Here is a 20,145-nt window from a genome sequence, read left to right on the forward strand (position 1 = left end):
CGGCAACGTCTTACAAAGGCAGTGCAGACTCCGCCAGCCCGGCCGGCGCATTGCGTCGTCGGAACCACTCGGTGCCGAATGCTGCGGTGAGCATTTCGGTGGGCATTTCGAGGAACGGCCCGAAATCGCCGATCTGCGTTGCGTGCGCGTACATGGCGGCTCGTTTGGAGCCGATCACCGAACTGACGTCGACGGCGGTGGTGATCTGTTCGGCCGGTAGTCCGAAGGATTCGATGTCCGGCGGTTGCGCCTCGTCCGTCCACTCCGGGTTGGCCTGCATCAGCATCTTCATGTGATCGCGGTTGGTGGACGCTTCGTAGACGTACGGGGTGCCCGCGAGTTCCGCAGCCCGGATGCCGACGTAGTGGACCTGAATGTGGTCGGGGTGACCGTAACCGCCGTTGGAGTCGTAAATCGTCAGGATGTCGGCATTTTCTTCACGAAGTACGTCGGCCAGACGCTCGGCGGCCTCGTCGACGTCGGCATTGCAGAAGGCGTCGGGATTCTCGTTCTCCGGGGTTCCGACCATTCCCGAATCCGGGTAGTGCAGCGATACGACGCGGCTGGCGCCCAAGACGTCGGTGGACGCCTCGAGCTCGCGGCTACGACGCTGAGCCAGCGTTTCGTGATCATCGAGCAGGCCGTCGGGGTATTCACCCAAGGCGCCGTCGGTGGCAGTGACAACTACGACGCGATGGCCTGCGTCGGCAGCCATTCTCATAACGCCACCGGTAATGAATACTTCGTCATCGGGATGGGCGTGGAACAACACCAGGACACTCATTCGCGCAATCGTAAGGCAAGTTACCGACAGTTCAACCTGAGCGCACACGAAAATCGATTTGTCGAGACGGCCTCGGCTCTGTGAACCTTGATCGGTGTACGAGAAGCAATCATGACCGAATCCGCTGACAAAGGCCTGATGGGCGCCTATCGAGAGATCTTTGCCGCTCCCGGATCGGTGGCCTTCTCGGCCGCCGGATTCATCGCGCGACTGCCGATTGCGATGATCGGCATCGGGATCGTGACGATGATCTCGCAATTACGTGGCGACTACGCCCTTGCCGGCGCACTGGCTGCGGTGTTCGCGCTCTCGTGCGCCGTGATCGCGCCCGCTGTCTCCCGTGCCGTCGACCGCTTCGGTCAGCGTGCAGTACTGCCGTTGGCCGCCGGGGTCAGTGCCATTTCGATCGGCACGCTGTTGCTCGCGGTCCGGTTCGAGGGACCGGTGTGGCTGCTGTTCGCGCTGGTGGTCCCTGCCGGCGCGACCCCGACCATCGGTGCCATGGTCCGAGCCAGGTGGGTGGCGATCTACGCCGGACAGCCTCAGATGCGCACGGCCTTTGCCTTCGAATCCGTGGTCGACGAACTCTGCTTCGTGGTCGGCCCCGTCGTCTCGGTCGGGTTGAGTATCAGTCTCTTTCCCGAAGCCGGACCATTGGTGGGGCTGATCCTGCTGGTCGTCGGCACGCTCCTGCTGGTGGCGCAACGATCGACGGAACCCAAGATTCATCCGCGTCGACCGGGCCGTGGCCGTTCGGTACTAGCGAACCCGGCAATGTGGATTCTCATCGTCGTGATGGTGATGCTGGGGACCATCTTCGGCGTCATCGACGTGGGTGCCATCGCATTCACGAAAGAGCAGAACTCACCGGGTTCCGCGACGGTCCTTCTTGCGTTGTTTGCCGGTGCATCGGGACTCGTGGGCCTGATATTCGGCTCCATGCATCCGCGGAGATCGCTGCGCGGACAACTGATGATCGCCTCGGCGGCTGTCACGATTCTGAGCGTCCCACTCTTGCTCGTCGGCAATGTTGCGGCCCTGGCGGGTGCCTACGTCTTGGCCGGCGCAACCATCGCGCCGACGCTGATCATCGCCACGGCCCTCGTCGAGCAGATCGTTCCACCCGAGAAACTCACCGAAGGTATGACGCTCACTGTCACCGGACTCGGCGTGGGCGTGGCATTCGGATCGGCCCTGGCCGGGCAGTTGATCGACCGGTACGACGTGCATTCCGCTTACATGCTTGCCGTCGGTGCCGCTGTCACAGCCTCTATCGTGACGGCATGTCTATTCGTGAAGCCGTCAGCGTCGACGGCACGTCCATCGTCTATCGAGTAACCGGAAATCCTGATGCGACGCCTCTCGTGTTGCTGCACGGCTGGGCGCAGTCCTCGCAGTGCTGGGGCGAACAGGTCCTGAGCGATCTGGCGTCGCGGTACCGGCTGATCGCCGTCGATCTCCGTGGACACGGCTACTCCGACGCCCCGGAAGCCGGTTACGACGAGTCCGCGAACTGGGCCGGCGACGTTGCCGCGATCCTGGCGGCCGAGGGCATCACCGAGAACGCGGTGCTGCTCGGTTGGTCGTACGGCGGACTGGTGATCTGCGATTACCTGGCCGCGCATGGCACCGGCGCGGTTGCCGGAGCCGTTCTGGTGGGAGCGATCACCAGCATCGGACGCGGCGAGAAGGGCGGCAAGGTCGGATCGGCGATGCGCACCGCAGTCCCCGGCGCGATGTCCGAAGATCCCCGCGAGGCGATCCGCGCACTCGGCGCTTTCGGCAACGCCCTCACCGGACCGCCGGAAGGCAAAGGCGCGCAGTCGCAGGCGCTGTTCGGCGCGAGCCTGGAGACCCGCCCACGCGTGCGCGCAGCGCTGTTCAACCGTGCCGTCGGTCACGACGACCTGCTCCGCTCCCTCGACATCCCGGTACTCGTTCTGCACGGCACCGAGGACTCCGTCGTCGACGTGAGCGCAGGTAAGCACGCCGAAGAACTCATTCCGAAGGCCCAGGCGTCGTACTGGGAAGGGTGCAATCACGGGCCGTTCGTCGAAGATCCCAGTCGATTCGTGTCGGAAGTGAGCGACTTCATCTCCGGCCTCGGTTAGAACTCGAACCCGGTGAGGGGGCACTATGGAACCGTGACTCCCACGCACTTTTCGCGCCCTCGCCGGGTGGCCGTTCTCTCGGTCCACACCTCGCCCTTGGCGCAACCCGGCACCGGTGATGCAGGTGGGATGAACGTCTACGTCCTGCAATCCGCGATTCAGCTCGCAAAACGTGGCGTCGAGGTGGAGATTTTCACTCGTGCGACGTCGTCTGCAGATGCCCCTGTCGTCGAGGCTGCACCGGGGGTCCGGGTGCGCAATATCGCTGCCGGGCCGTTCGAAGGCCTCGACAAAGCGGATCTGCCGACGCAACTCTGCGCATTCGTCGCCGGAGTTCTGCGTGAGGAAGCGCGTCATGAACCCGGCTACTACAGCCTGATCCATTCGCATTACTGGTTGTCCGGTCAGGTCGGCTGGTTGGCCCGCGACCGCTGGGGTGTGCCACTCGTCCACACCGCGCACACACTGGCAGCCGTCAAGAACCTGTCGATGGCCGAGGGTGATACTCCCGAACCGGCGGCTCGTCAGATCGGTGAGCAACAGGTGGTTGCCGAGTCCGATCGACTGGTCGCGAACACCACCGACGAGGCCAAGGCGCTCCACGAGTTCTACGGAGCCGATCCGACGCGTATCGACGTCGTCGCCCCGGGGGCGGACCTCACTCGCTATCGACCGGGTAACCGCGATCAGGCTCGTGCGTCGTTGGGTTTGAACCCGAACGAAGTGATCGTGACGTTTGTCGGGCGCATCCAACCGCTCAAGGCGCCCGACGTGCTTTTGCGTGCCGCTGCCGAGGTCATCTCGCGTCAGCCGGGATTGCCGCTGCGCATCCTGGTGGTGGGCGGACCCTCCGGAACCGGGCTGGCTCGGCCGGACGTGTTGATCGAACTCGCGCGCAGCCTCGGCATCACGGCGCAGGTGACCTTCATGCCGCCGCAGGCGCCGGAGCGGCTGGTCGACGTGTACCGGGCATCGGATCTTGTTGCAGTGCCGAGCTATTCGGAGTCCTTCGGTCTGGTGGCCATCGAGGCACAAGCGTGTGGAACGCCGGTGATCGCCGCCGACGTCGGAGGTTTGGGCGTTGCCGTGCGCAACGGTGAAACTGGGTTGTTGGTGCAGGGCCACAAGACCGAGGACTGGGCCGGTGCTCTCGAATCCTTGGTCACCGAGCCGGCTCGACTCGCGGCATTGGCAGAGCAAGCACCCCGTCACGCCGAGGATTTCTCGTGGGAACACACCGCCGACGGATTGCTCGAGAGCTACCGCAAAGCCGGCATCAACTACAACAACGGAACCGGTCCCAGTGACTTCTCGCCTCGCCGCGCGCGGGGCCTGTGGCGCTTGCGACGGACCGGGGGAGTGCGTACATGAGCAGCATTTCGGACACTATCGAGCAAGCACTCACCGAGCGCGAACTCGAATTCACCAAGCGCGACGACGCCCATTTCATCGTCGAACTACCCGGTGAGCACAAGCTCAAGACGTCGACGCTGCTGACCGTCGGCAACCACGGTGTCCGCGTCGAGGCGTTTGTCTGCCGCAAGGCCGACGAGAATTTCGAGGGCGTCTACAAGTTCCTGCTCAAGCGGAACCGTCGCTTGTACGGGGTGGCGTACACCCTCGACAAAGTCGGGGACATCTATCTTGTCGGCAAGATCTCCGAGCATGCCGTGACCGCCGACGAACTGGACCGGGTCCTGGGCCAGGTACTCGAGGCAGCCGACGGCGATTTCAACGTCATTCTCGAACTCGGTTTCTTCTCGTCCATCAAGCGTGAGTGGGCGTGGCGTGTCTCGCGAGGCGAGTCGTTGGCGAACCTGCAACCGTTCAAGCACCTCATCGAAGAATCAGCGTCGGGGTCGACGGCCGAATAGATCACCCGAGCCTGAGTGCAGAAATACCCACGTGCGTACCGCAGAGCCAAGGTGGTCGGCGCTCGCGGATGCGCTCGTGCCAGGATTGACGGCATGACTATCGGAACCCTGGTCCTGCTCCGCCACGGCGAGAGCGAATGGAATGCACTCAATCTGTTCACCGGCTGGGTGGACGTCCACCTGACCGACAAGGGCATGGCCGAAGGTAAGCGCGCCGGCGAACTGCTCGCCGAGCACGACCTCCTTCCCGACGTTCTCTACACCTCACTGCTGCGCCGTGCGATCAGCACCGCCAACATCGCGCTCGACGCCGCCGATCGCCACTGGATCCCCGTCGTCCGCGACTGGCGCCTCAACGAGCGCCACTACGGCGCCCTGCAGGGCAAGGACAAGGCACAGACCAAAGAGGAATACGGCAACGAGCAGTTCATGCTGTGGCGTCGTAGCTACGACACCCCGCCGCCCGCCATCGAAGCCGGCAGCGAATACAGCCAGGACGCAGATCCGCGTTACGCGGACATCGGTGAGGTCCCGCTGACCGAATGCCTGCTCGACGTCGTCAAGCGACTCATCCCGTACTGGGAGGACACGATCTCGAAGGACCTGCTCGCCGGCAAGAACGTGCTCGTCACCGCGCACGGTAACTCGCTGCGTGCTTTGGTCAAGCACCTCGACGGAATTTCCGACGAGGACATTGCGGGCCTCAACATCCCGACGGGTATTCCGCTGCGATACGACCTGGACGAGAACCTGAAGCCGCTCAACCGCGGTGGCACGTACCTCGATCCTGCCGCCGCCGCAGCAGGCGCTGCCGCAGTCGCGAATCAGGGCGCGAAGTAGTCCTGACATGGTGACCTCCGAAACCCCTCGAACAGTGAGTTCGGGGGGTTTCGGCCAACAGAAGATGAACAGCACGCCAACGCAGTCCACCGGGCGGATTACGTGGGTGGAAATGCCCGAACCCGCCGTAACGAACTCGTCACTCGAACGTACGATTGCGCCGTGAGTGTCGCAACGGGAGTGCTGCTGGTCGTGATCGGCGGCTTGGTCGGTTACCTCGTCGGGGGTGTGCTGATTCCGCGGTTGAACTCACGCCACAAACAACGAGTTGCCGAGCAAACCGGGCTGACCATGTCGCAGGTCCTGGACTTGATCGTGTTGGCTTCGGAGAGCGGCATCGCCGTTGTCGACGGTTTCCACGACGTGGTGCTGTTCAACCCCCGCGCCGAAGAACTCGGCCTCGTCAAGAATCGACTGGTCGAGGAGCGGGCCTGGCAGGCCGCGCAGAAGGTGCTCGAGACCGGTCAACCCGTCGAGTTGGATCTGACGGCAAAAACCGTTCAACGTGGCCGCGAAAGGATCGCGGTACGTGGCACAGCGCGTTTGCTCAGCAAGGACGACCGCAATTTTGTGGTTCTTTTTGCCGACGACGATTCCGAGCAGGTCCGGATGGAAGCGACCCGACGCGATTTTGTCGCCAACGTCAGTCACGAACTCAAGACTCCGGTCGGCGCCATGAGCCTGCTGGCCGAGGCGTTGCTGGAATCGGCTGACGATCCGGAATCGGTGCGGCACTTCGGCGAACGAGTGCACAGTGAATCGATTCGACTGGGCAAGATGGTCACGGAGCTGATCGCGCTCTCACGTTTGCAGGGTGCAGAAAAGCTTCCCGATCTCGATGTCGTCGATGTGGATACTGTTGTGTCCGAAGCGCTGTCGCGATCGAGACTCTCCGCTGAGGCGGCCGGAATTACCGTCACCACCGATCACCCCAGTGGGCTCGAAGTGCTCGGCGATCAGACGCTGCTTGTGACAGCATTGTCCAACCTCATCGAGAATGCGATTGCATACTCGCCCAAGGGTTCTCCCGTCTCGGTGAGTAGGTCGGTGCGCGGAGGCAATATCGCAGTCGCCGTCACCGACCGCGGGGAAGGAATCGCGAAAGCCGACCAGGAACGCGTATTCGAGCGATTCTTTCGCGTCGACAAAGCGCGTTCACGTCAGACCGGCGGTACCGGTCTCGGGCTCGCGATCGTCAAACACGTTGCAGCCAACCACAACGGCTCCATCGATTTATGGAGCAAACCAGGAACCGGATCTACCTTCACGATGCAGATTCCAGCGCATGTGGAAGAAGACGACATCGACTCTGACGATTCGGGAACCACCGGTTCCGCGCGGATCGGCAGACGAGACCCAGGCAGTAAAGATCAAGGCATGGAGGCCAAACGATGACGAGTGTGCTGATCGTGGAAGACGAGGAGTCGTTGGCGGATCCGCTGGCGTTCCTGCTCCGCAAGGAAGGCTTCGAGACGACCATCGTCACCGACGGGCCGTCGGCGCTGGCGGAATTCGACCGCAGTGGCGCGGATATCGTCCTGCTGGACCTCATGCTGCCCGGCATGAGCGGCACCGACGTGTGCAAGGCTCTGCGCACCCGTTCGGGTGTCCCGGTCATCATGGTGACTGCACGCGACAGTGAGATCGACAAGGTTGTCGGCCTGGAACTCGGCGCGGACGACTATGTGACCAAACCGTATTCGGCTCGCGAACTGATCGCCCGCATCCGCGCCGTGCTGCGACGCGGCGCCGAGAACGAGGCTGATCTGGCGTCCGACAACGGTGTGCTCGAAGCCGGACCGGTCCGGATGGACGTCGAGCGTCATGTGGTCCAGGTGAGTGGAAATCCGGTCACGTTGCCGCTCAAGGAATTCGATCTGCTCGAATACCTGCTCCGCAATTCCGGTCGAGTGCTCACCCGTGGTCAGTTGATCGACCGAGTCTGGGGAGCCGACTACGTCGGCGACACGAAAACCCTTGACGTACACGTGAAGCGGTTGCGATCGAAGATCGAATCCGACCCGGCCAAGCCGGAACACCTCGTCACCGTTCGCGGCTTGGGATACAAGCTCGAAGGCTGACCCGCATCACAAAATTCGGCCGCCCACGCAACTGCGTGGGCGGCCGAATTATTTTCTGAGCTTGTAGATCAGCGCTGAGCGTTGTTCTGAGCGATTGTCGTCGCCGGATGGACTGCGATAAGCCCCAACCCCGCACGACGCCTACAGAGGCGCGACAGCTCGTCGTAAACGGCCTTGCCGAGCATCTCCGTCAACTCGGGACCGTACGACTGCCACACCTGCTTCTGGCCCACATGGGCGTCAGGTGAACCTGAGCAGTACCAGGAAAGCTCGTCGCCGCCCTCGCCCCAACCTCGACGGTCGTATTCGGTGATGGTGGTTTTGAGGATCTGGACTCCGTCCGCGCGGTCCACCCAGTCCTGGGTACGACGGATCGGGAGTTGCCAGCACACGTCCGGCTTCACTTCGAGGGGCTCGATGCCCTTCTTGAGAGCCATCGAGTGCAACGCGCAACCGGGACCGCCCGCAAAATCCGGTCGGTTCAGGAAAATGCACGCACCCTTGTAGCGGCGAGTTCGGAGCGCCGGCTCGTCCTCGAGATCGTCTTCCTCGACGTATCCCTTCTTGCCGAGACCCTTCTCCATGAACTGCCAGTCGTCAGCTGTGAGCATTTTCACTGACGCATCGAGCTTGTCCTGATCCTCCTGATCGGAGAGGAAGGCGCCGTGCGAGCAGCATCCGTCGTCCGGGCGGTCGCTGAGAATGCCCTGGCACGCCGGCGTGCCGAACACGCAGGTCCAATGCGAGAGAAGCCAGGTCATATCTGCGGAAATGAGGTGCTCGGAGTTGTCGGGGTCGACAAATTCGACCCACTCGCGAGGGAAGTCGAGGTCGACCTCGGGGCTAGGAGTCATCTTGTGGGACCGGTCTGGGTTACCTGCTGTCACAAGGGCAGACCGTAGACCCAGTACCGTGGCGATGTGCGACTAGGGGTACTCGACGTCGGAAGCAATACCGTCCATCTATTGGTTGTGGACGCCCATCGTGGCGGCCACCCCACACCCATGAGCTCCACCAAGTCCACCTTGCGGCTGGCGGAGAACACGGACGACCGCGGAGACATCACGGTTTCCGGAGCTGATCGCCTCGTCTCGACGGTGGCGGAATTCGCCGGAATCGCCAAGACGTCCGGGTGCGAGGAGATGATGGCGTTTGCCACCTCCGCAGTGCGTGACGCCAACAACTCGGAAGCCGTCCTCGCCCGGGTCCGCGAAGAAACCGGCGTCCGGCTCGAGGTTCTCTCCGGCGTCGACGAAGCCCGATTGACCTTCCTCGCGGTTCGCCGTTGGTACGGCTGGAGCGCCGGACGCATCCTCAATCTGGACATCGGTGGCGGTTCTCTCGAACTCACAGCCGGCGGCGACGAAGATCCGGATGTCGCGTTCTCACTGCAGCTCGGTGCCGGACGGTTGACCCGTGACTGGCTCCAAGCCGACCCTCCCGGCAAGCGCCGCGTCGCTGTACTGCGCGACTGGCTGGACGCAGAACTCCTCGGACCAGCAAAGGAGCTCCGCGCAGCGGGGGATTGGGACCGGACCGTCGGTACCTCGAAGACTTTCCGCTCACTCGCGCGGCTCACCGGAGCAGCGCCGTCGGCAGCCGGGCCGCGCGCTAAGCGGACCCTGACGGCCAGCGGACTCAGGCAACTCATAGCCTTCATATCCAGGATGACGGCGTCAGACCGTGCAGAATTGGAAGGAGTGAGTGCGGATCGGTCACAGCAGATTGTGGCCGGCGCGCTCATCGCGGAAGCAACCATGCGGGCGCTCGGAGTGGACGAATTGGAAATTTGTCCGTGGGCACTGCGCGAAGGTCTGATTCTGCGAAAGCTCGACACAGAAATGGGCGGTGAATTGGTGGTGAGTGCTTGATGACCGAGGACAGTCAGCAGATTTCGGTAGCGGAACTGCTCAAGCGGAACGGTCAGAGCGTCGAATCCCGAGGTGGGCGTCGGCGCCGCGGTGTTGCCGGTGGCATCTCCGTAGCAGAACTGACCGGTGAGATTCCGATCGTTCGGCCTGCCGGTTCCCGTTCGGCCGCTGAGCCCGACGTAGTCACGGAACCAGAAGCAGTCACGGAACCGAAAGCCGCCGTCGCGACGAAGCCCGTCGAGGCGAAGCCTGATGTGGCGAAGCCTGATGTGGCCAAGGTTGTCGAGACGAAGCCGGTCGAGGCAAAGCCTGATGTGGCCAAGCCTGTCGAGACGAAGCCGGTTGCGACGAGGCCCGTCGACGAGACTCAGATCGATCTCCACAAGCCGGTCTCCAAGAGCGTGCCGGGTCAGTGGGTGAGCCGGACGCCGTCGAAGCAACCGGCCGCGCCGGCCAAGTCGGTACCGGCCGCGCCGGCCAAGTCGGTACCGGCCGCGCCGGCCAAGTCGATGCCGGTCGCTCCTGCCCGGGTGACGCAGGAGCCCGCATTGCTGTCGGGCCAGACGTTGGCCGGTGACCTTATGCGCCAAGAGCGTGAGGTCGCTCAGAACGCGCAGAGCCCGGCTATGCGGGCGCCTGTCCTGCCTCCCCGAGTCGCTCCGACTGCCCCGCCTGCCCCATCCGTGGATGTCAGCACGGAGTTGATGGACAGGGTGACCGACAAGGTCGACGCGGATCCCGCAGAGACTGCCGTCGTAGACATGACGGATGCACTGGGTTCTCCGACGGAGAATCCGGTGGCGGATGCGGCGGTTGCCCCGGTGGAAGTAGCAACCGAGGACGCGGAAACAGCAGAATCCGACAATCGCAGTTCCATCCGCGAATGGGCGATGCTGGCCGGGCAGGTTGTTGTTGCTCTCATCATCGGCGGTGCGATGTTCAAGGGCTTCGAGAAACTGTGGGACATGCTCCCGTGGGTGGCGTTGGTGCTTGCGCTGATCGTGATCGTCGGCCTGGTTGCGGTTGTTCGAGTTCTGCGGAAAACCGATGACATCACCAGCTTTGTGATCGCGGTGGTTGTCGGCATGATCGTGACGTTGGGTCCGCTGGCGTTCTTGTTGACTTCAGGTTGATTTGCCGATGATTGCTGTGGGCTTGTCGACGGCTTCGGTGTATCCCGAGAACACCGAAGCTGCGTTTCGCTATGCGGCTGAACTGGGTTACGACGGTATCGAGTTGATGGTGTGGGCGGAGTCCGTCAGCCAGGACATCGGTGCCGTTGCAGCATTGGTGCGCAAGTACCAGATTCCGGTGCAGGCGGTTCACGCACCGTGCCTGCTGATTTCGCAGCGGGTGTGGGGCGCCGATCCGATCGAGAAGCTCGAGCGTTCGGTACGCACTGCGGAAACGTTGGGCGCTGCCACGGTGGTCGTGCATCCGCCGTTCCGTTGGCAGCGAAAGTACGCCGACGGCTTTCCGGATCAGGTGGCAGAACTCGAATCACGAAGCAGCATCGTCGTGGCAGTCGAGAATATGTTTCCGATGCGCGCCGACAGCTTCTTCGGCGGCAAGGACAAATCAGCGGAGCGGCTTCGTAAGCGTGGAGGTCCGGGTGCCGCGTTGTCGGCTTTCAGCCCGTCGTACGATCCCACCGATTCCGACCACGCGCACTACACACTTGACCTGTCCCACACTGCAACGGCGGGAATGGATGCTTTCGCGCTTGCGGCACGAATGGGTTCCGGACTTCAGCACCTGCACCTGGCGGACGGTCGGGGAGCCTCGATGGACGAGCACTTGATTCCGGGGCACGGTTCGCAGCCGTGCGCCGAACTGTGCCAACATCTTGTCGCCACCGGGTTTACCGGCCAGGCGGTCATCGAAATCAATACACAAAATGCTCGGACCCGACGCGAGAGGTCGTCGATGCTGGCGCAGGCCCTCGCGTTTGCCCGCGAGCACCTTGCAGCTGACTAAGCGCACGCATGAATGGTTTCCCCACAACCGTGCAGTTGTGGGGAAACCACCGACTCAGCGGTGTCCGGCGGCTAACGTAGCCTCGAACTTCGCTCGGACTTCCTCGATACGAGTATCGAGATCCTCGAGTTCCCAGTCCGCGGTAGGGATGGGGTCGAGAACCGAGACGTAGACCGGACCCGGATGCGCGACAAGAGAATTGCGCCACATGCGCTCTCCGGCATTGTGAATCACGACCGGCACAATCGGAACGCCCGCCTGCATTGCCATATGGAAGGCGCCCTTCTTGAAGGCTCCGAGTTTCGGTGTGGGGGAACGGGTTCCCTCCGGCGCAATGACAATGGAGACGCCGCTCTTGAGCTTGTCGACGACGGGTTGTAGTGCGGCCTTTGCCTTGTCGGTGTTACTGCGATCGATGTACGCCACGTCCAGCAAGGCCCCGATCGGTATGAACCGGGGGTCGTTGGCGGCTTCCTTCTTGGCTACTCCGGTCACGTCGCGTTTGATGACGGTGCCCAGAACCAGCATGTCCAGTGAGCTTTGATGGTTGAACATGAAGACTGCGGGACGCTGATCCCACACGTTGTGCTCACCGTCGATTTCGACGTCGATGCCGAGCAGCGACAGCGAGATGTCCGGGCCGTAGGTGCCGACGAGGTTGGCTCCCAGTTGCCGGTTGCCCATGACCAATCCGGCCGACGCTCCCACCACGGCGGTCGCGGCAAGGGCGCCCATCGCGGTGGCGGTACGGATCGTGGAGATCGGGGTCGCGCCGCGCTGCGGTTTACGCAACGTGACGCTGGGCCAACCGTTGAGTCTGGCAGTTTTGGCCAGTGCGCGATCCGGATTGAGTGCAACCGGCCGGCCGACGGCTTCGAGCATCGGAACATCTTCGGCGCCATTGGAATAGGCAAAAGCATCTCTCATGGCTGCGCCACGTTTTTCGGCATACTCGGTGAGCGCGTTTGCCTTGGCCGGACCCCAGAGCGCCGGCGTCGTCAGTTCGCCGGTGAGCATGCCGTCCACCACTTCGGGTTGGGTGCACAGGACGTCTTCGATATCGAGATCTTCGGCGACGTTGCGTGCCTGGAACGGAGTGGCAGACGTTGCCATCACGATGGTGTGACCAGCCTTGCGGTGCGCTGCGAGTAGTCCGCGCGCATCGGGGTAGATCATCGCCGCAATTTCCTGCTTGAAGAGCCGATTTCCCCAGTCGTTCAACTCTTCTTCGGTGCGGCCCGCCAGTGCACGGACGCCGATGTCCATCAGGGCACCGACGTCGGCGCCCCGGAACTGGGTGTCGATGGCGGCACCGGTGGTGCGCAGCAGTTCGCCGACACTGATATCCAAGCGGCGCAGTCGATCCCGGTAGACAACGCTGGCGGAGTATCCGCTGATGAGGGTGCCGTCCAGGTCGAATGCCGCTATGGTGTCGGGTCCGGGAGGTGCCGCGGCAATCGCGGCATGCAGACGTTCGAGTCCGGTCACAGTCCTGCTTCCTCGTCAAGGGTGGTGTTCTCGGCTGCATCGGGTTTTTCGAATGCGTCGAGTCGAGCGTGGGCGAGGCGTCGGATGTGGCGCAATCGCTCGACCTGTACACGAATTTCCTCGGCAAACGCTTCCCGGCGCGCCGTCACGTCGTTGTCATCGGCTTCGACGAGATTGCGATTGCGTGCCAAATTCAGTGCAGTGGCGAATAATTCACCGGATACGGATTCGCTACTGGCGATTTGTTGGCGCAACCGTCGTTCGTGGGCGACGTCGATACAGGTTCGGGTGAAGGTTTTTTCGTCGAAAGATTTCGAGACCGGTGCCAGGACCAACTGATCGGCCACCACCTGGTATGCCTCGAGGAACGGTTGGAGTACCCGCGGCGCGAGGTACGGCCGAATCTCTTGCACGATCTGCGAGGTACGTTCCGGGTCTGCGGTGACCGAATCCCAATTGGGGTCGATCAGGTGCAGTTCGGTGCGCATCTCTTCTTCGAAGGTATCGCGGTCGCTGAAGAAGAACTCGAACTTCATCAAGTCGCGAATGCGTTTGGCCTCGTTCCAGCCGTCGAGGATGGGGTCGGTGGGCTTCTTTTCTGACATCGCCTGCAGGACCAGTTCTGCGATTGCCCGGACAACAAGGAAGTGAATGGTGTTGTTGCGGTAGAACGCTGCGACCAGACCTTGATCTTTGCCCAGGTAGAAGACCTTCTCGCCGCCCTTGTCGAAGTGCATCAGCACACCGGAGTCGACGTGCGTCTGCAGTGCCTTCTCGATGACGTGCGGATCGTCGAGTTCGACGTCGCCCGCAAGCGGAAGTTTGCGCGCAGTGATGTAGCGGAAGAGTGGTTCGAGGATTGCGGTGAGTTCGGCGACGGTGAGTGCGCGATCCTCGATGCCGAGGAATGCGAGCATTGCCAGGGAGGAGACCGTCACCGGAGTCACCTCGTTGATGCGGTGGCACACCTCGATGGCGGCCTTCTGAATTGCCAGGCGCTGGTCGGGTTCCTGACTGAGGGCGTCGGCGAGGGAGAGCGGGCGCCCGATCGACACGTGTGCGACGCCGTTTCTTTTGCCCTGCGCGCGCACGTAGCCGATCATCCAGCGCAAACCTTCGGGCTTCTTCTCGGCCCCGAGAGCTTCGGCAGCCATTGCTCCGACTTCGTAGAGTTGGTCGTAGGTCAGTGCGACGGGTACCAGGTAGACGTCGGATGCGCCACTGACCTGAAATGCCTTGGCCAGGTAGGTCATCAGTCCGAAGCGCGGTGGACGTAGTTTCCCGGTGCGCCCGCGGCCACCTTCGATGTACCACTCGAGGTTGAAGCGCTTGGTGAGTAGGTAGCGCATGTACTCGTGCATCGACCACTTGTAGACCTCGTCGTCGCCGATGGTGCGACGGATGAAGACTGTGCCGCTGCGTTTGAGGATCGAACCCATCGGCCAGAAGCTGATGTTGAGCCCACCCAGGACATGGTTGAGCGGAAGCCCGTTCTTGATGAGTGCGGGGCGCAGCACCAGTGGATCGAGGTAGGAGCGGTGGCTGGGGAGGAACACGAGTGAATGTTCCTTGTTGAGCTCTCGCAGTTCTTCGAATCTGCTGGTGTCGACATCGATGGTGTAGGCGCGAGAGAAGTAGCGACCCAAGCGATCCCACACTGCGATGGCCTCACGCGTCTGAGTCGCGACCATCTCGTGGAGCGATTCGCGGGCGCGCCGATCCACCTCGGAGACGGCGATGCCGAGACGGTCGGCCAAAGCCATTGTCTCAGTGGCGAAACGGCGGGTATCGGTGATTTCGTCGACGACGAACCGCGACACCTTGTACTGGTTGCCGATCAATCCGAGTTCGGTTCGCTCGAGAGTCAACGCCGCCTGACGGCGAATGAACTCGGGCAGCGAACCACTGCCGCTCTCGTCGAGGCGTCGCGCCAAGTCGCTGAGCGGTGCCGGTTCTCCTTCGATGACCTGGCATCGAGAGGGATCGGTGCGCAGCGTGCGGCGTTGCGCACTGCGGCCGGGGTGCAGTGGGTCACGCGGTGCCAGTGCATTCCGAACGCGTCGGACGACGTTCTGTTCGGTCTGTGTGTCCGGCAACCACACGACTCGGAGCGGCGTGAGCATTGGATCGTCGGTTCGTCGGGCGAGATCGGCGAGGGTGCGGTCCGTGATGGCGACGGTTGTCGCGGGCTTCGTGGTTCCCTGTGCCTTGACAGCGAGCCATTTTCGGAGGACACCGGCTTCCGCTTCGGTCATGGTCTCCGTCAGGTAGACCTGCGGGCGGGTTGCGCTGGTAGGCATGGCTCACGCACCTTCCGTAACAGTTCCGAGCGCCACTATCTCGTCGAGGCTTTCCTGCACGCAGTCCATGAACAGTGCAGGTTTCGTGACGGCTGCGGTGTCGAGGTTGATTCCGATGCAGCACACTCCGACGTGGGAGACGAGCGTCGCCATGACGGCGCAGCCCGGAGCGGGTCCGAACGGGAACATTCGCTCGATCTTCGCTCCGGCCAGATATACCGGAACAGGAACGCCGGCAACGTTGCTCGCCTGCAGGTCGAGTCCGGTCGACTGGGATAAGTACCAGCTGGCGAGGAGTTGATTCGGGAGGCGTGAAAGGATCGGCGCCGCAACATCGAGGGCGTCGAGGGCAGGTTCTTCACGAAGGTTCAGGACGATTTCGCGGACTTGCCGGATCCGCTTGGCCGGGTCGGTTTCGGAGATCGGCCCGCTGAAGCGCACAGCGGCAAACCTGTTGCCGCCGGACGGATCCGAACCGCTGCGCATACTTACCGGCATACCCATCGGGATGCTGTTCACCGACTGCCCGAATGCGTCGTGGTACCGACGGAATCCGCCGAGTAGCGCAGCGACATAGGCGTCGTTGAGGGAACCGCCGGCCATCTTGGCGCCCGCCTTGAGTTCGGGCACACCAACTTCCAGTGTTCCGAACCAGCGGCCGAGTCCGCGTTCGCGGAGCAGTGGAGAGCCGGACCGGGCCGGTGGTGTGACAATTCTGCGGAGCGAATTGGCGTAACCCAGGACCTCGGTGGCGGTGTCGATCGGTTGAGTGATCGCGGTGGCCGCGATGCTCGCGGCACCGCGAACGAGCTTGGCCACCCGGGACGGGGCGCGTCGGATATCGCCTGCCACCTCCTCACCGAAAGCGCCCAACGAGGACAAACGCTCCGCGGGCGGCGGAGTGCGATCCGGCTTGTCGGGGGTGTGGTCGGGGCGTCGACTGTGCAGAAGCGTCATCATCTGGATGCCGCCCATGCCGTCGGTGATGGAGTGGTGGGTCTTGACGACGAAGACCGCGCGACCGTCGTCGAGACCTTCGATGAGTAGCGCGCTCCACGGCGGACGAGCCTTGTCGAAAGGCTCGGTGGCCAGGTGCCGGCACATCCGCAGAGCGTGATCGAAATCTGCGGGAGCGGGCAGGCGCACGCGTCGCAGGTGGTACCCGATGTCGAACTCGGGATCGACAGACCAGACCGGATTGCCGAGCTGCAGAGCCGGTTCGACAGCGCGCATGCGAATGCGCGGGACGATGTGCGACGCCCATTCGAGTGCTTCGGTCAGGCGGTCCCAGTCGGGAGCGTGGTCGAGAACTTCAACTGCGACGATCGGCGAACGCAACTGCGGCTGCGCTTCTTCCATCCGCCACATCCCGGTCTCGAAATCGGACATCGTCCGGTTCGCGCCCCACGCGACCGCGGATAGGTCGACGTCGACCGCACTAGGAGGAACAAATGGATTGTTGTCGGCCATACTTCAAGAACTCCCTCGGTCTTCGGGTCCACCCCGTCGTTCTGTGTCTAAGTGTGGACCCGCGACCCAGGGTGCGTCCCGGTTTCGGTGTCAGCGACGCGCTGTGACCTTCGCCTAAACGGTCAAATGGGATGGTTGCCGTTACATCGAGGTGCTAATTGGAAACTGCGACGGCCTTCAATGCGATTTCTCGATACAGAACGCTCACTTCTGTGGGCGTCTGGGGACCGTCGGGTCGGAACCAAAGGACTACTGACTGGCACATGCCCAAGAGTGCTCGGACGGTGCCGGCGATATCGGCCGCAACGAACTCGCCTCGGGTTACACCTGCAGTCAACACGTCGGCGAGTAGGTTCTCGAGATGTTTTCTCTTGGCAGCGTAGACCTTTCGTTCCTCGTCCTCGAGGTAGCGCAGTTCGGAATCCAAGAATGCGATGTCTGCGCGGCTGGTCATGTGGAGGACGCACGCTTCGACGAGGTTGCCGAACTGATCGGTCGGGGAGGAGCCTGCGGCGTCGACCGCTGTTCGGGCGCGGGTGGTGACTTCTTCGATTCCGGTCATCATCAGTGCCACGAGGATGCCCTGCTTGTTTCCGTGGTGGTAGTACAACGTGGGGACGGTGACACCGGCACGTTTGGCAATGTCGCGGACTGAGGCGCCGTGGTACCCGAACTCGTGGAAGACCTCGAGGGCTGCGCTGAGCAGGGGCGTCAACGTCAGTGGATCGACGGTGCGCCAGGTGTCCGACGGTGTATTGATTTCTGTTGCCATGTTGCGCGTGAGCTCCGCTCGACTTCTCTTCATAGTGTTCGCTAGAACGTCCGAGCGTAGTGCACGCCGGGGTCTGGATCCGGCACGGTGCAGCAGTTGGATAGTATTGGTATCTAATCTTGTGGACGGGAGAGCGATGAAGATTTCCGAACTGTCGGCACGATCCGGCGTCGCACTGCCCACCGTGAAGTACTACCTGCGTGAGGGCCTGTTGATGCCCGGCGAGCCCACCAGCGCAACTGGTGCTCGGTACGACGGCGACCACATCCGTCGACTCGGATTGATCAGGGCACTCTCCGGGGCCGGACTGACCATTCCGCGGATTCGGGCCGTATTGCGACTGATCGAAGCGACCGAGTACCCGGAGTTCGAGACGTTCGGCCGGGCGATTGCGCAACTGCCTCCGTACGTCGACGTTGCTCCGGACGCCGAATTCCCCCGAGCGAAGAAGGTTCTGGAATTTCTGGGTCAGGTATACGAGCCGAGGTACGTCGCGGTCGCGCACCTGGAACAAGCGCTGATCGGACTCGAGGATGCGGGTCTGACTCTGTCGGAAACTCGCTTGCGGGCCTACGGCGACCACATCCGGGCGATCGCCGAAGCGGAAATCGAGTTGATGCCGACCGCATCGACCGAAGAAGCAATTCGATATGCCGTTCTCGGCACCGCGATGTACGAGCCGGTCCTGACCGCCCTGCGGCGGCTGGCTCACCAAGACCTTGCAGCAGCGAAACACTCGGACAACGCTGAATGCGGCCAAACACTGAATGAGGAAAATTGATGAGCACCAGCCCTTTTCGTGACCTGAACCGTCTGACATCACTCGGCGACGGCCGGTTCGTCGCCACCATCGATCCGATCTGGACTATCGGTCCGAAGGTTCACGGTGGGTCGATGATGGCCGTCTGTGCAGCCGCGGCCCGGCAGGCCTTGCGAGACGCTGCGGGGGAGAACGAGGGCGTGTTCGCGATGCAACCCCTCGCAGTCAGTGCGAACTACCTCTCCGCTCCCGATCCCGGCGATGTCGACCTGGTTGTGACAATCCAGAAGCAGGGGCGCCAAGTTGCCTTGGTGGACGTCGAATTGAGTCAAGTGGGTCGGGTTGCTGTCCGCGCCTCGGTCACACTCGGATTTCCCGACGGCAACGATCCGACCTTCGTGACAGCGTCGTCGATCGACGACATGCCTGCGGAACCGTCGGAGCACGCTGTTTCCGTCGTCGGCGATCACCCGATGGCACAGATCGTGCACGTCGGTCAGGGCTGTGACATGCGTATCGATACGACATCCGCTCACTTCCTCACCGGCCGTCAAGGTGAGCCCGAGGTGCGGACCTGGGTGCGGCCGCGGCCCGAGGACGAAGCCGACATCGACACCGCCGTGTTGTTCGCGATCATGACCGGAGACATCAGCGCCCCGGTGACGATGAACCGCGGACTGTTCGGGTGGGCACCGACAGTGCAGTTGACCACCTACCTGCGGCGACTTCCCGCACCCGGTTGGCTGCGTGTGCGCGCGAGTTCGGACGTTCTGGGAAGCACGTGGTTCGAAGAGGATCACGACGTACTCGATTGCACCGGCGCAGTCGTCGTCCAGAGTCGGCAACTCGCCATGATGCCCCGGTAGGGACGTCCGTTTCAGGCGTGGCAGGCTTGTCGACCATGACAAGAATTGCGATTATCGGTGGTGGCAAGATCGGCGAGGCGCTGATCTCCGGGCTCTTGCAGGCCGGCCACGCGATCAGGGATCTGGTTGTCGCCGAGCAGTATCAGCCGCGTGTAGAAGAATTGATTGCCGAGTACTCCGTCCGGGTCAGCACCATCGCTGATGCCGCGGAAGGCGCCGACGTCATCGTCGTCGCGGTCAAGCCGAACGACGTCGAGTCGGCACTGACCGAGCTCGCCAAGGTCGATCTCGACGGTGACCTCGAGCAGTTGATCGTTTCGCTCGCGGCGGGAATCTCGACCGGATTCTACGAAACGCGTCTGCCCGCAGGTTTCCCCGTGGTTCGTGTCATGCCGAACACTCCGATGCTGGTCGGTGAGGGCGTGAGCGTCTTGGCGCCGGGTCGCCACGTCAAAGCCGAGCACCTGGAATTGGTGCGCGGAATTCTGGGTAGCGTCGGCAAGGTCGTCACGGTTCCCGAATCTCAGATCGATGCTGTGACGGCAGTGTCGGGCTCCGGCCCCGCCTACTTCTTCCTCGTTGCCGAAGCGATGATCGACGCCGGTGTCGGCCTCGGGCTGACGCGCGCGGTGGCGACGGAATTGGTTGTCCAGACCATGGTCGGCTCGGCCGCGATGCTCGATCGCACCGGGGACAGTGCCGCAGAGCTTCGCGCTGCCGTCACATCGCCCGGTGGTACGACGGCTGCTGCTGTCCGGCAGTTGGAGGCCGGGGGTCTCCGAACCGCGTTCTTCGAGGCACTCGACGCCGCGAAGACACGTTCCGCAGCTATGGGTGTGACTACCGAATAGTCGCCCGTTACGCCACACCCGTCGCTTTAACCCCACTAGTACAGCTAAGCTCGGGTTAGTACGTACGTGTCTGTTCCGCCGGAGGGGAAGCCGGCGGCGC

General features: G+C 62.8%; 19 protein-coding genes. 13 read left to right on the forward strand and 6 right to left on the reverse strand.

Annotated elements, in window-relative coordinates; all coding sequences use genetic code 11:
• Positions 1-10 precede the first annotated feature (10 nt).
• On the reverse strand, positions 11-784 hold the full coding sequence (locus tag BDB13_RS11250) for a PIG-L family deacetylase (protein WP_094271713.1): 774 nt from the start codon (positions 782-784) through the stop codon (positions 11-13).
• 111 nt (positions 785-895) lie between these two features.
• Here BDB13_RS11250 and BDB13_RS11255 point away from each other — a divergent pair, with 111 nt between their 5' ends.
• The 7 genes from BDB13_RS11255 to BDB13_RS11285 all read left to right on the forward strand — a co-directional run bounded on the left by BDB13_RS11255 (position 896) and on the right by BDB13_RS11285 (position 7,690).
• Positions 896-2,122 carry an MFS transporter gene (locus BDB13_RS11255; RefSeq protein ID WP_094274848.1) on the forward strand — a complete coding sequence of 409 codons (1,227 nt, stop codon included), beginning with the start codon at positions 896-898 and terminating at the stop codon, positions 2,120-2,122.
• Positions 2,068-2,895 (forward strand): alpha/beta fold hydrolase, encoded by an 828-nt coding sequence (locus BDB13_RS11260; RefSeq protein WP_094271714.1) that lies wholly within the window; start codon positions 2,068-2,070, stop codon positions 2,893-2,895. Before BDB13_RS11255 ends, BDB13_RS11260 begins: the two co-directional genes overlap by 55 nt.
• 12 nt (positions 2,896-2,907) lie before the next feature.
• Entirely contained in the window at positions 2,908-4,266 is a 1,359-nt protein-coding gene (gene mshA / locus BDB13_RS11265; RefSeq protein WP_176459566.1) for a D-inositol-3-phosphate glycosyltransferase, read from the forward strand.
• Complete coding sequence (locus tag BDB13_RS11270) at positions 4,263-4,769, forward strand: YbjN domain-containing protein (protein ID WP_094271716.1); 507 nt, start codon at positions 4,263-4,265, stop codon at positions 4,767-4,769. Before mshA ends, BDB13_RS11270 begins: the two co-directional genes overlap by 4 nt.
• Before the next feature lie 84 nt (positions 4,770-4,853).
• Entirely contained in the window at positions 4,854-5,609 is a 756-nt protein-coding gene (locus BDB13_RS11275; RefSeq protein WP_176459712.1) for a phosphoglyceromutase, read from the forward strand.
• A 162-nt stretch (positions 5,610-5,771) separates the two neighbouring features.
• Complete coding sequence (locus BDB13_RS11280) at positions 5,772-7,004, forward strand: sensor histidine kinase (RefSeq protein WP_094271718.1); 1,233 nt, start codon at positions 5,772-5,774, stop codon at positions 7,002-7,004.
• Complete coding sequence (locus tag BDB13_RS11285; protein WP_094271719.1) at positions 7,001-7,690, forward strand: response regulator transcription factor; 690 nt, start codon at positions 7,001-7,003, stop codon at positions 7,688-7,690. The genes BDB13_RS11280 and BDB13_RS11285 overlap by 4 nt, the downstream gene beginning before the upstream one ends.
• Before the next feature lie 68 nt (positions 7,691-7,758).
• Here the strand turns inward: BDB13_RS11285 and BDB13_RS11290 are convergent, their stop codons facing one another.
• Positions 7,759-8,544 (reverse strand): hypothetical protein, encoded by a 786-nt coding sequence (locus BDB13_RS11290; protein WP_094271720.1) that lies wholly within the window; start codon positions 8,542-8,544, stop codon positions 7,759-7,761.
• 66 nt (positions 8,545-8,610) lie between these two features.
• Here BDB13_RS11290 and BDB13_RS11295 point away from each other — a divergent pair, with 66 nt between their 5' ends.
• The 3 genes from BDB13_RS11295 to BDB13_RS11305 are packed head-to-tail and all read left to right on the forward strand — an operon-like array spanning position 8,611 to position 11,538.
• On the forward strand, positions 8,611-9,561 hold the full coding sequence (locus BDB13_RS11295; RefSeq protein WP_094271721.1) for a Ppx/GppA phosphatase family protein: 951 nt from the start codon (positions 8,611-8,613) through the stop codon (positions 9,559-9,561).
• Positions 9,561-10,694 (forward strand): hypothetical protein, encoded by a 1,134-nt coding sequence (locus tag BDB13_RS11300; RefSeq protein WP_094271722.1) that lies wholly within the window; start codon positions 9,561-9,563, stop codon positions 10,692-10,694. The genes BDB13_RS11295 and BDB13_RS11300 overlap by 1 nt, the downstream gene beginning before the upstream one ends.
• Before the next feature lie 7 nt (positions 10,695-10,701).
• Positions 10,702-11,538, forward strand: a complete 837-nt coding sequence (locus tag BDB13_RS11305) for a sugar phosphate isomerase/epimerase family protein (RefSeq protein WP_094271723.1) — start codon at positions 10,702-10,704, stop codon at positions 11,536-11,538.
• A 54-nt stretch (positions 11,539-11,592) separates the two neighbouring features.
• Here the strand turns inward: BDB13_RS11305 and BDB13_RS11310 are convergent, their stop codons facing one another.
• The 4 genes from BDB13_RS11310 to BDB13_RS11325 form a co-directional block, all read right to left on the reverse strand.
• Positions 11,593-13,026 carry an HAD-IB family hydrolase gene (locus BDB13_RS11310; RefSeq protein ID WP_094271724.1) on the reverse strand — a complete coding sequence of 478 codons (1,434 nt, stop codon included), beginning with the start codon at positions 13,024-13,026 and terminating at the stop codon, positions 11,593-11,595.
• Complete coding sequence (locus BDB13_RS11315; protein WP_094271725.1) at positions 13,023-15,326, reverse strand: glycerol-3-phosphate 1-O-acyltransferase; 2,304 nt, start codon at positions 15,324-15,326, stop codon at positions 13,023-13,025. The genes BDB13_RS11310 and BDB13_RS11315 overlap by 4 nt, the downstream gene beginning before the upstream one ends.
• 3 nt (positions 15,327-15,329) lie before the next feature.
• Positions 15,330-16,796 carry a wax ester/triacylglycerol synthase domain-containing protein gene (locus BDB13_RS11320; protein WP_094271726.1) on the reverse strand — a complete coding sequence of 489 codons (1,467 nt, stop codon included), beginning with the start codon at positions 16,794-16,796 and terminating at the stop codon, positions 15,330-15,332.
• A 154-nt stretch (positions 16,797-16,950) separates the two neighbouring features.
• Positions 16,951-17,568: a TetR/AcrR family transcriptional regulator gene (locus BDB13_RS11325; protein ID WP_094271727.1), complete on the reverse strand. Its 618-nt coding sequence runs from the start codon at positions 17,566-17,568 to the stop codon at positions 16,951-16,953.
• Positions 17,569-17,704: 136 nt separating this feature from the next.
• Between BDB13_RS11325 and BDB13_RS11330 the strand changes: the two genes are divergently transcribed.
• From BDB13_RS11330 to proC, 3 genes are read left to right on the forward strand one after another with little or no spacing between them, the layout of a single operon-like run.
• On the forward strand, positions 17,705-18,349 hold the full coding sequence (locus tag BDB13_RS11330; RefSeq protein ID WP_094271728.1) for a MerR family transcriptional regulator: 645 nt from the start codon (positions 17,705-17,707) through the stop codon (positions 18,347-18,349).
• On the forward strand, positions 18,349-19,194 hold the full coding sequence (locus BDB13_RS11335) for a thioesterase family protein (protein ID WP_094271729.1): 846 nt from the start codon (positions 18,349-18,351) through the stop codon (positions 19,192-19,194). Before BDB13_RS11330 ends, BDB13_RS11335 begins: the two co-directional genes overlap by 1 nt.
• Before the next feature lie 35 nt (positions 19,195-19,229).
• The gene (proC, locus tag BDB13_RS11340) at positions 19,230-20,045 is read left to right on the forward strand and encodes a pyrroline-5-carboxylate reductase (RefSeq protein WP_094271730.1); all 816 of its coding nucleotides are present in this window, start codon (positions 19,230-19,232) and stop codon (positions 20,043-20,045) included.
• Positions 20,046-20,145: the final 100 nt, after the last annotated feature.

It is taken from the genome of Rhodococcus sp. OK302 (assembly GCF_002245895.1).
Classification (GTDB): Bacteria; Actinomycetota; Actinomycetes; order Mycobacteriales; family Mycobacteriaceae; genus Rhodococcus_F.

Excerpts from the sequence above, each read along its gene's own strand:
- BDB13_RS11305 (WP_094271723.1), top strand. The coding sequence starts at position 10,702 with ATGATTGCTGTGGGCTTGTCGACGGCTTCGGTGTATCCCGAGAACACC.
- proC (WP_094271730.1), top strand. The coding sequence starts at position 19,230 with ATGACAAGAATTGCGATTATCGGTGGTGGCAAGATCGGCGAGGCGCTG.
- BDB13_RS11315 (WP_094271725.1), bottom strand. The coding sequence starts at position 15,326 with ATGCCTACCAGCGCAACCCGCCCGCAGGTCTACCTGACGGAGACCATG.
- BDB13_RS11290 (WP_094271720.1), bottom strand. The coding sequence starts at position 8,544 with ATGACTCCTAGCCCCGAGGTCGACCTCGACTTCCCTCGCGAGTGGGTC.
- BDB13_RS11325 (WP_094271727.1), bottom strand. The coding sequence starts at position 17,568 with ATGGCAACAGAAATCAATACACCGTCGGACACCTGGCGCACCGTCGAT.
- BDB13_RS11255 (WP_094274848.1), top strand. The coding sequence starts at position 896 with ATGACCGAATCCGCTGACAAAGGCCTGATGGGCGCCTATCGAGAGATC.
- BDB13_RS11330 (WP_094271728.1), top strand. The coding sequence starts at position 17,705 with ATGAAGATTTCCGAACTGTCGGCACGATCCGGCGTCGCACTGCCCACC.
- BDB13_RS11320 (WP_094271726.1), bottom strand. The coding sequence starts at position 16,796 with ATGGCCGACAACAATCCATTTGTTCCTCCTAGTGCGGTCGACGTCGAC.
- BDB13_RS11250 (WP_094271713.1), bottom strand. The coding sequence starts at position 784 with ATGAGTGTCCTGGTGTTGTTCCACGCCCATCCCGATGACGAAGTATTC.
- BDB13_RS11300 (WP_094271722.1), top strand. The coding sequence starts at position 9,561 with ATGACCGAGGACAGTCAGCAGATTTCGGTAGCGGAACTGCTCAAGCGG.
- BDB13_RS11270 (WP_094271716.1), top strand. The coding sequence starts at position 4,263 with ATGAGCAGCATTTCGGACACTATCGAGCAAGCACTCACCGAGCGCGAA.
- BDB13_RS11260 (WP_094271714.1), top strand. The coding sequence starts at position 2,068 with ATGTCTATTCGTGAAGCCGTCAGCGTCGACGGCACGTCCATCGTCTAT.
- BDB13_RS11285 (WP_094271719.1), top strand. The coding sequence starts at position 7,001 with ATGACGAGTGTGCTGATCGTGGAAGACGAGGAGTCGTTGGCGGATCCG.
- BDB13_RS11335 (WP_094271729.1), top strand. The coding sequence starts at position 18,349 with ATGAGCACCAGCCCTTTTCGTGACCTGAACCGTCTGACATCACTCGGC.